Genomic DNA, 12,322 nt, shown 5'->3' with positions numbered 1-12,322 from the left:
GGGCGGGGTGGGGGTGCCGGGCGGGCCGGGCGTGCACGCGCTGGCGGCCCGGCTGCGCGCCCGATCGCTGCCGACGCTGACCGTCACCGTGTTCCGTCACGTCCTCGACGCGATGCCCGACTACCGGGCGGTCAGCGCGCTGACCGCGGCCGATCTGCGCGACGTCTGTTCAGTGAGCCTGCACCAGATGCTCGGCGAGCTCGCCGACGCGACCGGCGACGACGGCGAGGAGCGCGCGCTCGCGCTGCGCAGCACCGGCCGGAGGCGGGTGTCCGAGGGGTTGCCGCTGGAGTGGCTGTTGCACAGCTTCCGGCTGTGTGCGAGGGCGATCTGGGAGGGCCTGGTACACGAGGCCACGCTGGCCGGCGATGAGTGCGTCCGCCGGCTGCTGGGCGAGGCGGTCGTCGTCTGGGATGCCCTGGACCGGGTGTCGACGCTGGTCGCGAAGGCGTACCGGGAGGAGCAGAGCCGCCTGGCGAGGACGACCCGGCGCCGCCGCGAGATGGTGTTGTCGGGGTTGCTGGAGCGCCGGCCTCCGACGCAGGCCGCGGCCGCCGAGGCCGAGGAGGTCCTGGGGATCCCGGCGCGCGGGCCGCGCCTGGTGGTGGTTGCGATGGTCGGAGCGCCGTCCCCGGAGGCCGCGGCACCACCCGGCCTACCGACGCCGGCCGACGCGCCGGGAACGGGCCGCCGTGGCCCGGCCGGACCGGCCCCGGTGCGGCCAGTGTCACCGGGAACGGCGGTGCGCCCCACGTCGCCAGAGGCCGCGGCGGTACGGCCGGTCTCGCCCGGCACGACGGCAGTACGACCGACCTCGCCCGGCGCGGCGGCAGCCGTGGCCGCGCGACCGGTCTCGCCGGGAACGGCGACCGCGCGACCCGCCGCCGCAGGAACGACAACCTCGCGGCCAGCGCCGCCCGAAACCGCCACCGCACGACCCACCGCCGCAGGAACGACAACCTCGCGACCAGCGCCGCCCGAAACCGCCACCGCACGACCCACCGCCGCAGGAACGACAACCTCGCGACCGGCGCCGCCGGGCGCGGCGGGGCGGCCCGGGGCGGCGGGAGCCCGGCCGGTGTCGCCGGGGGCTGCGGTGGCGCGGCCCGGGTCGCCCGGGGCGACACGGCCTGGGGCATCGCGGACGGCGGCGGTGCGAGCGGGCTCGCCGGGGGCGGCGGTGCGAGCGGGCTCGCCGGGGGTGGCAGCGCGGCCGGTGTCGCCCGGGGCGGGCGGGCGACCGGGACCGGTGGGGCGGGCGCAGGCGGCGGCCGGATCGGCGGCGGTGGGGGCGGCTTTGGGCGGGGCGGGGTTGGGAGAGGCCGGGTTGCCGGAGGCGGGGACCACGCCCGAGGCGGCGCTGCGGGCGGCCGGGTTCCGGTCGGCCTGGGTGACGCACGGCGCCCGCGACTCCGGGCTGGTGGCGCTCGACGGAGCGGCCGACCTCGAGGCCGCGGTCGCCGCGCTCACGGACTGCCTGCCCGGCCCGGCGGCCGTCTCCCCGCTGATCGACGGCTTCGACGAGGTCCCAGGCGCCCACCGCCTGGCCGCCCTCACCCTCCGAACGCTCCCGGCCGCGTTCTCCGGCCTGGTCCACGTCACCGACCGGCTCCCGCACGCGCTGGTCGCGGGCGCTCCCGACGTGTCCGAAGTGCTGGTCCGGCACACGCTGGGCGGCCTGCTCACGCTGCGACCATCCGAACAGGAGCTCTACCTGACGACGCTCGAGGCGCTCGTCGACGCCGACGGGTCGTTCTCGGCCGCCGCCCGGCGTCTGTACTGCCACCGCAACACCGTGCTCAAGCGGGCCCACCGCATCGAGGCCCTGACCGGCCGTCGCCTGACCAGCACCCGAGCCCTCACCGAGCTCTACCTGGCCGTCCTGGCCTTCCGCATGGACGCCGACCGCCCCGAAGCCCCACCCGCCTCCCGCGCGCCCCGCTGACTGTCCACCTCACGGCGCCGCGGAGCGGACCCGTTCCGCGTTGCGGTCGCTGTCGGTGTAGAGGACGCCGGCCCGCGAACCGCGCAGCTTGGCGTTGATGTGCTCCCCCACCGTGACCGGCGCATACCCGGCCGGATGATCGTCGTCCACACACGTCGGAATCGTCTCGATCAGCGCGTCGACGTTGCCGTCGTGGAAGTACGCCGCGGAGCGGCGGCGGCGGATCGTGCCGCCGACGATCGGTGGCTTGACCCGGTGCAGCGTCGACCGCCAGCGGTCGTTGGTCCACTGCGCGGTCAGGTCCCCGAGGTTCACCAGCAGCGCGCCGTCGGCCGGGCTGACGTCGTGCCAGACCTGGTCGGGGCCGAGGACCTGCAGCCCGGCGACCTGGTCGGCCCAGAGCACGGTGACGATCCCGTAGTCGGTGTGCTCGCCCATGCCGGTCAGGTCGCCGTCGAGCACGATCTCCCCGGGCGGCAGCGCGTAGTTGTTCATCCGCATCACGTCGAGCGAGTGGTCGGTGAACTGCTCGAAGAAGTCCGGCGCCAGCTCCAGCGCGTCGGCGAACACCCTGGTCAGCACGTGGGCGACCCGGCCCGCCTCGCGGTAGTAGGCCTCCACACCGGGCCGGAACGACGCGGCTTCCACCGGCCAGACGTTCTCCGAGTAGTCCGATTCCGGCAGGCCCAGGCCCGGGAACTCGGAGGCCGCGGTGCCGACGTTGAACGCCTCGAAGAAGTCGTTCATCTTGGTCGCCGACTCGACGCCGAGGCTGAGGCTGAGCGACTCGGACTTCGGCGGCGTGTACCCCCGGTTGATGCTCGGCGGGAGCTGGTACGCCTGCTTGGCGTCCGCGTCCAGGGTGAAGAACGCGTCGGACGCGGCCGCGAGGCCGGCGATGACCTCGTCGGGCACGCCGTGGCCGAGGACCTGCACGAAGCCGACCGTCGCGCAGACCGCGTCCATCGCGGTGGCGACCGCCGCGCGGTCGGCGTCGCCGTAGGCGTCCGGGTGGACGTAGGGGCTGATGTCGACGGCGGGGACGTCGAAGGTCATGGCGAGCTCCTCACCAGAAGTCGGGCAGGACGCCCAGTTGGTCGAAGACGTCGAGGCCGTCCCAGAGCGACCAGAACTCGACGACGGTCTCCCCCTCGACGCGGAAGATGTCGACGCCGGTCATCGTGACGACCCGGCCGGTGGCCGCGACCTTGCCGTACGGGCCGGTGTGCGTGCCGGTCGTCGACCAGCGCAGCACGACCCGGTCGCCGTCCGCGAGCAGGTCCTCGATCCGGGTGCTGACGTCGGTGAACGCGCCCCGGTAGCGGGACGCGTCGTCGCGGACGGACTGGACCGCGGCCGCGTCGAAGCCGGCCACGTGGACGACCGCCCCCGGCGCGAACAGGTCGTCGATCGCGGTCAGATCACCGCGGCCCCACAGACGCTCGTGGTACTCCGCGATCAACTGCTTGCTCATCGGCGGCCTTCCTGGACGAAGAGCAGACGGGCGGTCTCGGCGCCGTACCCGCGGACGCCCCGCCAGCGGTGCGGCACGTCGCCGGGGTAGTACAGCGTGTCGCCGGGCAGCAGCTCGTGGGTCTCGGCGTCCAGCTGGACCAGGATCGACCCGGCGATCACGTGGATGAACTCCTCGGCCGGGTGCGTGTACCAGTCGCCCCACTCGTCGGGCGCGCCGACGAACAGCATCGGGTAGAGCGCGTGCGACCCGGCGACCAGCGTCCGGCCGGTGCCGCCCGGGTTCTCCAGCGGCATCCCCTCCCCCGCCCGGATCAGGCTGACCTCGACCTTGGCCCGTCCGGCCTCGGCCGCGGCCATCAACGCTGGCTGGGTGGTGCCGAGGGCCTGGGCGATCCGGTGCAGCGACGACATGCTCGGCCGGGAGAGCCCGCGCTCGAGCTGGCTGAGGAACGAGTGCGAGAGGTCGGCCGCCCGGGCCAGCTCGACGAGCGTCATGCCTTTGTCCTTGCGCAGTTTCCGGACCGAGTCGCCGAGCCGTTCGCCGGCTTCCGCGTGGGTCATCGGACGCCGATGTTGACGCGGGCGGCCGTGGAGGCACTGAGCTTGCCCGGGTTGAGCAGGCCTTTCGGGTCGGTGGTGGCCGCGGTGGCGATCGCCAGCTCGGGGTTCCGATCCACGTACCACTGGTGCGGCGAGTGGACGTCGAGGCCGATCGCCTCCATCCGGGCGATGCCGCTCTCGACGGCGGCCGCGGACTCGTAGGACGCGACGAGCATCGCGCCGGGGCTGTGCCGGAACAGTTCGAGGTGGAGGTGCACGTCGCCAGGGTAGGTAGCGCGGACCGCGTCCGGGTCGTCCCACAGCACGGTGCCGCCGATCTCCATGTGGAACAGCGTCCGGTCGGGGTGGGCGCGCTGGAGGAACCAGACCGGGTGGTTGTACGACATGCCCGAGAGCCGGTCGGTCTCGGCGTAGTCGGTGCGGACGGCGACGGTCCGGCCGCCGCCGTCGCGGACCAGGTGTTCGAGCTCGGGCACGGTGCCGGCCTCGGCGATCACCCGGAGGCTGAACGCGGCCGGGTCGAGCGCGACCGAGGCGGTCAGCGTCGGGACCAGCGCCGGTTCGTCGGCCGAGGCCAGCCGCGGGAGGACCGGCAGCCCGGTCAGGCGGCGATGGACCGCGACCGTCTGCGGGTAGGTGGGGAACTCCGCGTAGACCGCGGTCCAGTCCCGCCGGGGATCCGTCCGGATCTCGGCCTCCACGACGATCCCGGTGACGCCGTAGGTGTGGACGTAGGGGGTCAGCGCGTCGCCGGTGACCGTCCGGAGCTCGCCGCTGCCGTCCATCGGGGCGACGGTGGCCGCGACGACGAAGCCGTCGGTGGTCGTGCCGTGCTCGATCGTGCCGGTGCCGACGCTTCCGCCGGCCAGGAAGCCGCCGATCGTGGAGTGCTTGGTGCTCGGGAACAGCCAGACGTCGCGGCCGGCCGCCCGGCCGACGGTGTCGATCGAGGTCAGGCGGGCGCCGGCGCCAGCGGTGATCGTGCCGGTGTCGTTGACCGTGATGTCGTCGAGGGCGCGGAGGTCGAGGAGAATTCCGCCGTCGAACGGCGTGGCCTGGCCGTAGTTGCCGGTGCCGGCTCCGCGCGGGGTGACCGGGACGTCGTGCGCGTAGGCGATCGCGAGGATCGCGGCGACGTCCTCCGTCGTGCGCGGGCGGACGGCGGCGTCGGCCACGTACTTCCCGGGCGGGACCTTCTCCATCAGCACCGGCGACATCCGCGACCAGTCCGACGACAGCTTGACCAGGGCGGACGCTCCGGTCTCCACCGCGCCGTGCCCGCCGCGGGAAATCGCCGCGACCGCGGAGGCGGTCGCCCGCCGCACCGCGTCGCGCCTCACGCCCGCGCTCCCGCCGCCGCGCTGTCATCCGCCGCGCTGCCGCCCGCCGCACTCCCGTCCGCCGCACTGCCGTCCGCCGCGCCGCCGCCCGCCGCGCCGCCGCCCGCCGCGCGGTCGGCGGCCTCGCCGCCGCCGGACGCTGGGGCGTCGCCGGATGCCGGGGCGTCGCGGTCTACTCCGAGGAGGTCGCCGACCTCGTCGACCAGGGCGTGGAACTCCGGGGAGTGGAGCTGGGCCGCTCTCCGGGGCCGGGGAAGGTCGACCGGGACCCGCGCGACCACCCGGCCCGGGCGGTCGCTCATCACGACGATCTCGTCGGCGAGCAGCACCGCCTCCGGAATCGAGTGCGTGACCAGCAGCGCGGTCGTCGGCCGAGCCTGCCAGAGCGGCGGCAGCTCGACGTTCAACCGCCGCCGGGTCAACTCGTCCACCGCCCCGAACGGCTCGTCCAGCAACAGCAACCGCGGACGCGTCACCAGGCAGCGCGCGATCGCCACCCGCTGACGCATCCCCCCGGACAGCTGGGGCGGCCGGGCCTTCTCGAACCCGTCCAGCCCGACGGTCCGGAGCAGCTCGCCGACCCGCGCCGGATCCGGCTCCCGCCCGGCCAGCTTCAGCGCCAGCCCGACGTTCGACGCGACCGTCCGCCACGGCAGCAGGTTCGGGTCCTGGAACGCGACCGAGATGTCCCCGCGCGAGCGCAGCACGTCGGGCGCCGCGCCGTCGATCGTCACCGCTCCGGACGACGCCCGCTCGAGCCCGGCGATGATCCGCAGCAGCGTCGACTTGCCGCAGCCGGACGGCCCCACCAGCGCGGTGAGCGCGCCCGGGCGCAGCGTCAGATCAACGTCCTGGAGCGCCTCGACCGACCGGCGCCGGCCACCGAACACCTTTCCCACGTGTGCGACGGACACCAGCGGAGCGTCGGTTCCCACAGCACCCCTTCCCACCGCAAATGTTGATGCAGCAAACACTGACGGGTCCCGACGCCCCGCGCCAGAGGTTTCGCTGCTTGTAACAACCGCCTGACACGAGCGCAATCGAGCGACGCGATGTTGCTGGCACCAACATCTGGTCGAGAGGGCCGCGCCATGACGAGCCACTCCATCCCCAAGCTCCTCGCTCCGGTGGTCGCGCTGCTCCTGGCGCTCACCGCCTGCGCCTCCGGCGACGATTCCGCCGACGCCGCCGGGGGCACGACGACGATCCGCTTCGGATTCAACTGGGTGCACGACATCGAGTGGGCGTCCTGGTACCTGGCCGAGAAGAACGGCTACTTCGACCAGCACGATCTCGACGTCACGCTGGTGCCGGGCGGCGAGAACACGCCCGCGGTCTCGCAGCTGATTGCCGCGGGCAAGGTCGACATCGGAGTGTCCAGCGACGAGCTGCAGATCATCAACGCCAACAAGCAGGGCGGCGACTTCGTCGTCATCGGCGCGATGTACCAGCGGTCGCCGTACGGCCTGACCTGGCTGACGTCGTCGGGCATCACGAAACCGGCCGACCTGGCCGGGAAGAAGATCGGCGGCCTGCAGGGCGAACAGCCCCGGCTCGACGCGGTCTTCACCGCCAACGGCCTGACGCCGAAGTACACGTTCGTGCCGATGAGCTACGACCCGCAGCCGCTGGTCAAGGGCGACGTCGATGCGATCACGTCGTACTCGACGAACCAGACGATCTCGCTCGGCCTGCAGGGGGTCAAGACGAAAGCGATCACGTTCTCCGACTTCGGGCTGCCGTCCTACGGCGACCTGATCTTCGCCAGCCGGAAATACCTGACCGCCCACAAGCAGGCGGTGAGCGGGTTCCTGGCCGCGCTGCGCCAGGGCGTCGACGCCAACGTGAAGGATCCCTCCTCGGGCGTGAAGGCGCTGGTCGACGGCTACGGCAAGGACGCCAAGATCGACGAGAAGTACGCGGCCGCGGCGAACCCGGCCTACATCGCGCTGCTCGACAGCGACTACACGAAGACCCACGGCCGGCTGGCGATCGACCCCGCGTTCATGGCCGACAAGGTGTTCAAGGGCTACCGGGCGGCGGGCGAGAAGGACCTGCCCGACGTCGGGAAGTTCGTCGACATGTCGTACCTGGACGCCGCGTCGTGAGGATCGCGGCGGTCGAGCCGGTGCTGCTCGGGTACCGGAAGACCGACCCGCCGATGCAGCGCAGCTTCGCGCTGGTCCGGATCGTCACCGAGGACGGCCTGGTCGGCTGGGGTGAGGCGAGCACGAACTGGGGCCACAGCTACCCCACCGTGTTCGCGACGACCGTCCGGGACGTCTGCGCGCCGGTGCTGATCGGGGCCGACGCCCGCGACCTCCGGGCCCGGGTCGCCGACCTGCACACCCGGCTCGACGGGTACTTCGGCCGCGACGGCATCACCGGCCAGACGATCGGGGCCCTGGAGATCGCGCTCTGGGACCTGGCCGGGAAGTCGCTCGACGCGCCGGTCTGCGAGCTGCTGGGCGCGACCCGGCGGCCGATCCGGCTGTACGGCACCGGCACGACGATGTTCGACGAGTCGCCGTCCTGGCACGCGCACTACTTCGACCAGGCGCTGGCGGCCGGGTTCCGCGGGGTGAAGGTCCGGCTCGGGCGCAGCGTCGAGGAGGACGTCGAGGTGGTGGCCGCGGTGCGCGCCCACGTGGGGCCGTCGGTGGCGATCGGCGTCGACTCGTACTGGTTCCACGACGCCCGGACCGCCCTCGAACTCGCCTCCCGGCTCGTCGAGTTCGGCGTCTCGTTCTTCGAGGAGCCGGTGCCGCAGCACCGGGCCGCCGACCTGCGGTGGCTGGCCTCGCGGAGCCCGATCCCGATCGCGGTGGGCGAACGCGTGCACTCGGCCGAGGCCTTCGCCCGGCTGGCCCACGACGGTGGTGCCGCCGTCTTCCAGCCGGACGCGACGATCTGCGGCGGTCTCCTGTCCTGTCTGGACGTCGTGGCCCTGGCGTCGTCGGCGGGCATATCGGTGGTGCCGCACGTCGGAGGGCCGACCGCGATCGGGCTCGCCGCGAACCTGCACTGGGCGACCGCGGCCGGAGTCGACCTGTGCGAGTGGGACATCGACCCGTCCCAGCCGCTGGTGGACTCCCTGGCCCCGTCGCTCGCGCTGTCGTCGCTGGCGGACGGGGTGGCGTCGGTGCCGGACGGCCCGGGGCTCGGCGTGACCGTGCCCGACGACCTGGCCGACCGGTTCCCGTACGTGCCCGGCGAGACGTACACCGACGTCTTCCCGGACCACGAACGCGGTCTCTCCGCGGCGGCGCCGTGACCGGCCCGGCGCGCTCGGCGGCGGGCGCGCTCACGCGGGGGCGGATCGCCGTCGGGGGCGGGATCGTGCTGCTGGTGGCCCTGTGGGAGGCGGCCGGGCGGGCCGGGCTCGCCGACGGGTTCGTGCTGACGCCGGGTGCGGCCGTGGCGCCGTTGCTCGACCCGGCCGATCGCGGCCTGTACGCCCGCGCGGCCGCGTCGACGTTCCGGGCGGCGGCGCTCGGGCTGGCCTACGGCGGCGGGCTGGCCATGCTGGCCGCGGTGATCGCCGACCAGGTACCGGTGCTGCGCTCGGCGGTGGATCGGCTCGCCGCGCTGGCCAACTCCGCGCCCTGGGTGGCGGTGGGGCCGATCGTCCTGCTGGTGGCGGGCGCCGACGCCGGCCCGGTCGCGATCGCCGCCATCGCGGTCTTCTTCTACGTCTTCGTGGCCACCGCCCGGGGACTGTCGGCGTCGTCGCGGGCCAACCACGAGTGGTTCACGTCGCTGGGGGCCGGGCGGCTGCGCCGGTTGACGTCGCTGCAGGTGCCGCGGGCGCTGCCGCTGGTCGTCGAGGGGCTGAAGCTCGCGGCCCCGGCCGCGCTGGCCGGTGCGGTCTACGGCGAGTGGTACGGCGCCGAGCGCGGGCTCGGCGTGCTCCTGGTGAACGGGATGCGGGCCGCGCGCCCGGAGCCGATCTGGGCGGCCGCGCTCGTCTGCGCGGCCGGCGGGCTGGTCGCGTACGGGGTGCTGGCCGGGGTGCAACTGGCCGCGCGACGGTATTTAGGGGCGACGATCGCGGGCCACGCGGTCGCGCCGCGGGGCCGCGGGGCGCTCACCGTGTTCGAGGGGATCGCGTTCGCGGTGCTGGCAATCGGGGCGTGGGAGGCCTGGATCCGGCTCGGCCAGGTGTCGCCGCTGGTCGCGCCGGGCCCCGACCGGGTCTGGGACGACCTGCGCGACTCCCCCGGCGCCTACCTGAGCGCGATCGGCCACACGCTCGGCACGGCCGGGCTCGGGCTGCTGATCGGTGGGGTGCTCGGGGTCGGGCTGGCGGTGGCGTGCTGGTGGTCGCGGGTCGTGGCCGGTCTCACGGTGCCGGGGTTGGTGCTGCTCGCCGCGACGCCGCTGGTCGCGCTGTTCCCGCTGTTCGCGCGGGTGTTCGGGTACTCCGGCGGGACGGTCGTCGTCATCACGTCGTTCATGGTGCTGCTGCCCGGGTTCGTCTACACCCGGGCCGGGCTGGAGGCCGGGCTGGCCGGGCACCGGGAGATGGCGCGGTCGTTCGGCGGTGGGCGCCGGGCGCTGTTCGGGGTGGTGCTGGTGCCCAGCGCGCTGCCGCACCTGGCCACCGGCCTGCGGATCGCGGCCGGGTCGGCGGTGGTCGCGGCCGTGGTGGCGGAGTCGCTGATCGGGACGGCCGGGCTCGGGGTGGACTTCACGTACGCGTACTCGCTGCTGCAGATGCCCCGGGCGTTCGGGGCGGCGGTGACGATCATCGTGGTGTCGCTAGGGGTCTTCGCGGCGTTCGGGGCGGTGGAGCGGGTGGTGCACCGGCGGTTCGCTCCGGCGCCGTGAGAGCGAGCGGGCCGCGCTCTGGTGCGCGGCCCGCTCGGACTCTCAGAACAGGTCGAAGTCGTCGACCCGGAGGACCCAGGTGCCGCGGTAGCGCCAGTCGTTCGGGCCGTAGCGGAAGTTGTTCCAGCCGGCCCAGCCGAAGCGGGTGTAGTCGCAGCTGAAGTCGTCCCACCAGCCGCGGACGACGCCGAGGTAGCCGGCGCGCTGGCACTCGATGTAGCCGCGGTAGAAGTTCGAGACGCGGTCGCCGTAGCGGTCGCCGCGGTCCCAGCCCCAGCCGCCGGAGTTGTCCCAGCCGTAGCCGCGGTGGTAGCTGCTGCCTCGACGCCAGTCGGAGCCTCCGCGCCAGGTCCAGCCGTCGGAGGAGAAGTCGCCGTGCTGGTAGGTGCGGCCTCGGTACCAGTCGGCTACTACGCGCTCGCCTCGGCCGCTGCGCCGGACGTCGTTCCGCCGGTCGTCGTTGCGCCGGTCGTCGTTGCGCTGCCCGTCCCGGTCCCGGTCGTCCCGGTCCCGACTCCCACCGTTCCCGTTGTTGTTGCCCCCGTTGTTGTTGCCCCCGTTGTTGTTGCCCCCGTTGTTGTTGCCCCCGTTGTTGTTGCCCCCGTTGTTGTTGCCCCCGTTGCCGTTGCCGTTGCCGCGGCCCGGCCGATCGCCGTTCTGCTGGCCCGGCTGCTGGTTCTGGTTCTGCCCCTGCCCCTGGCCCTGCTGACCGCGGCCACCCTGGTCACGGCCACCCTGGTCACGGCCACCCTGGTCACGGTTGCCCTGGTCACGGCCGCCCTGCTGGTTCTGGCGGTCGTCGCCACCGTCCCGGCGCTGCTCCGGTGCCGGCGCGGGCGGCGGCGCCGCCGCCGGAGCAGCCGCCGGAGCAGCCGCCGGCGCCGCCGCCGGAGCTGCCGCCGGAGCCGGGGCCGGGGCGTCGGGCGCGGGCGGATCGGCGACGGCCGGCGTCGCGACCAGGAAACTGCTCCCGGCCGCCAGCGCCACGCCCGCGACCGCCAGCCGAGCCGAACGGAATTGCGTAGTCATCTCGTCTCCGATCTCAAAATTCCGACAAATCGGATACGAACAGCTCGCGACACCCACAAGGAACCTGCCGTGCCGACAACCACCTCATCGACACCCCGATAAGCACCGTTCCGGCCAACTATCCTGACCAAAAGTACGAGACGCGCATAGTTGCACATTCCGTACACCAGCGAACTCCACCCTAGCTAGGGTCGGTCCATGGATCTCGGTACCGGCCTGGGCCTCGGCCTGGCGGCCCTCGGCCGCCCGGCCTACATCAACGGTGGGCGCGCCGCCGACCTGGGTTCCGATCGCTCGGTCGACGCCCTGCGGCGGCGCACCGCCACCGTGCTCGACGCCGCCTACGCCGGCGGCGTGCGCTACTTCGACGCGGCCCGGTCGTACGGGCGGGCCGAGGAGTTCCTGGCCGGCTGGCTCGCGTCCCGCCCCGACGTCGACGACGTGGCGATCGGTTCCAAGTGGGGCTACACGTACGTCGGCGAGTGGCGGGCGGACGCCCCGGTGCACGAGGTGAAGGACCACTCGGTGGCCGCGTACCGGCGTCAGGTCGCCGAGACGCGGTCGCTGCTCGGCGACCGGCTCAGCGCCTACCTGATCCACTCGGTGACCCCGGAGAGCCCGGCGCTCGACGACTCGTCGCTGCTGCGTGAACTGGCTCAGCTCCGCTCGCAGAGCGTCCGGATCGGGCTTTCGACCTCGGGGCCACGGCAGGCGGAGACCGTCCGGCGAGCGCTGGGTCTGTCGGTGGACGGGGAGCCGTTGTTCACCGTCGTGCAGTCGACCTGGAACGTGCTCGAGACGTCGGCGGGCCCGGCCCTGGCCGAGGCGGCCGCGGCCGGCCGGACCGTCGTCGTGAAGGAGGCCCTGGCCAACGGACGCCTGACGGCCGGAGAGGCCGGCCCGGCGGTGACGGAGGCCGCTCGGCGGGCCGGGGCCCCGGTCGACGAGTGGGCGCTCGCGGTCGCGCTGGCCCAGCCGTGGGCGGCGCGGGTGCTGACCGGCGCGGTCACCGTCGAGCAGATCGGCCGGAACCTCCGGGCGACCACCCTCGGCCTGCCGCCGGACGCCGCCGCCGACCTGGCCGAGGCTCCGGAGCGGTACTGGACCGAGCGCGCGTCCCGGGCCTGGGCCTGAGCGGCCC

General features: G+C 73.9%; 11 protein-coding genes. 5 read left to right on the top strand and 6 right to left on the bottom strand.

What is annotated here, in order from left to right:
- On the top strand, nt 1-1,945 hold a 1,945-nt coding region (locus FL583_RS42600; protein ID WP_142708552.1), incomplete at its 5' end, for a PucR family transcriptional regulator.
- 9 nt (nt 1,946-1,954) lie between these two features.
- Here FL583_RS42600 and FL583_RS31700 read toward each other — a convergent pair.
- Genes FL583_RS31700 through FL583_RS31680 form a run of 5 tightly spaced genes read right to left on the bottom strand, consistent with a single transcriptional unit; the run spans nt 1,955 to nt 6,236 of the window.
- The gene (locus FL583_RS31700; protein WP_142708551.1) at nt 1,955-3,001 is read right to left on the bottom strand and encodes an isopenicillin N synthase family dioxygenase; all 1,047 of its coding nucleotides are present in this window, start codon (nt 2,999-3,001) and stop codon (nt 1,955-1,957) included.
- A 10-nt stretch (nt 3,002-3,011) separates the two neighbouring features.
- A complete protein-coding gene (locus FL583_RS31695) occupies nt 3,012-3,419 on the bottom strand; it encodes an ester cyclase (RefSeq protein WP_142708550.1) in 408 nt (135 codons plus the stop codon).
- Nucleotides 3,416-3,982: a helix-turn-helix domain-containing protein gene (locus tag FL583_RS31690; protein WP_142708549.1), complete on the bottom strand. Its 567-nt coding sequence runs from the start codon at nt 3,980-3,982 to the stop codon at nt 3,416-3,418. Before FL583_RS31690 ends, FL583_RS31695 begins: the two co-directional genes overlap by 4 nt.
- The gene (locus FL583_RS31685; RefSeq protein ID WP_205752639.1) at nt 3,979-5,322 is read right to left on the bottom strand and encodes an FAD-binding oxidoreductase; all 1,344 of its coding nucleotides are present in this window, start codon (nt 5,320-5,322) and stop codon (nt 3,979-3,981) included. Before FL583_RS31685 ends, FL583_RS31690 begins: the two co-directional genes overlap by 4 nt.
- The gene (locus FL583_RS31680) at nt 5,319-6,236 is read right to left on the bottom strand and encodes an ABC transporter ATP-binding protein (protein WP_205752638.1); all 918 of its coding nucleotides are present in this window, start codon (nt 6,234-6,236) and stop codon (nt 5,319-5,321) included. The genes FL583_RS31685 and FL583_RS31680 overlap by 4 nt, the downstream gene beginning before the upstream one ends.
- A gap of 177 nt (nt 6,237-6,413) precedes the next feature.
- Here FL583_RS31680 and FL583_RS31675 point away from each other — a divergent pair, with 177 nt between their 5' ends.
- Genes FL583_RS31675 through FL583_RS31665 form a run of 3 tightly spaced genes read left to right on the top strand, consistent with a single transcriptional unit; the run spans nt 6,414 to nt 10,152 of the window.
- Nucleotides 6,414-7,430 (top strand): ABC transporter substrate-binding protein, encoded by a 1,017-nt coding sequence (locus FL583_RS31675; protein ID WP_170323970.1) that lies wholly within the window; start codon nt 6,414-6,416, stop codon nt 7,428-7,430.
- Nucleotides 7,427-8,596: a mandelate racemase/muconate lactonizing enzyme family protein gene (locus FL583_RS31670; RefSeq protein WP_142708546.1), complete on the top strand. Its 1,170-nt coding sequence runs from the start codon at nt 7,427-7,429 to the stop codon at nt 8,594-8,596. Before FL583_RS31675 ends, FL583_RS31670 begins: the two co-directional genes overlap by 4 nt.
- On the top strand, nt 8,593-10,152 hold the full coding sequence (locus FL583_RS31665) for an ABC transporter permease (RefSeq protein ID WP_142708545.1): 1,560 nt from the start codon (nt 8,593-8,595) through the stop codon (nt 10,150-10,152). The genes FL583_RS31670 and FL583_RS31665 overlap by 4 nt, the downstream gene beginning before the upstream one ends.
- Nucleotides 10,153-10,194: 42 nt before the next feature.
- Here FL583_RS31665 and FL583_RS41205 read toward each other — a convergent pair whose 3' ends face one another.
- A complete protein-coding gene (locus tag FL583_RS41205) occupies nt 10,195-11,181 on the bottom strand; it encodes a hypothetical protein (RefSeq protein ID WP_205752637.1) in 987 nt (328 codons plus the stop codon).
- Between the two features lie 198 nt (nt 11,182-11,379).
- Between FL583_RS41205 and FL583_RS31650 the strand changes: the two genes are divergently transcribed.
- Nucleotides 11,380-12,315 carry an aldo/keto reductase gene (locus FL583_RS31650; protein WP_142708544.1) on the top strand — a complete coding sequence of 312 codons (936 nt, stop codon included), beginning with the start codon at nt 11,380-11,382 and terminating at the stop codon, nt 12,313-12,315.
- Nucleotides 12,316-12,322 lie beyond the last annotated feature (7 nt).

Source organism: Cryptosporangium phraense, from assembly GCF_006912135.1.
Taxonomy (GTDB): Bacteria; Actinomycetota; Actinomycetes; order Mycobacteriales; family Cryptosporangiaceae; genus Cryptosporangium; species Cryptosporangium phraense.
Note: the sequence above shows the minus strand (reverse complement) of the source record. Positions and strands in the feature narration are given on the sequence as shown.

Coding starts and splice junctions, on each gene's coding strand:
- FL583_RS31700 (WP_142708551.1), bottom strand. CDS start 3,001: ATGACCTTCGACGTCCCCGCCGTCGACATCAGCCCCTACGTCCACCCG.
- FL583_RS31695 (WP_142708550.1), bottom strand. CDS start 3,419: ATGAGCAAGCAGTTGATCGCGGAGTACCACGAGCGTCTGTGGGGCCGC.
- FL583_RS31690 (WP_142708549.1), bottom strand. CDS start 3,982: ATGACCCACGCGGAAGCCGGCGAACGGCTCGGCGACTCGGTCCGGAAA.
- FL583_RS31675 (WP_170323970.1), top strand. CDS start 6,414: ATGACGAGCCACTCCATCCCCAAGCTCCTCGCTCCGGTGGTCGCGCTG.
- FL583_RS41205 (WP_205752637.1), bottom strand. CDS start 11,181: ATGACTACGCAATTCCGTTCGGCTCGGCTGGCGGTCGCGGGCGTGGCG.
- FL583_RS31650 (WP_142708544.1), top strand. CDS start 11,380: ATGGATCTCGGTACCGGCCTGGGCCTCGGCCTGGCGGCCCTCGGCCGC.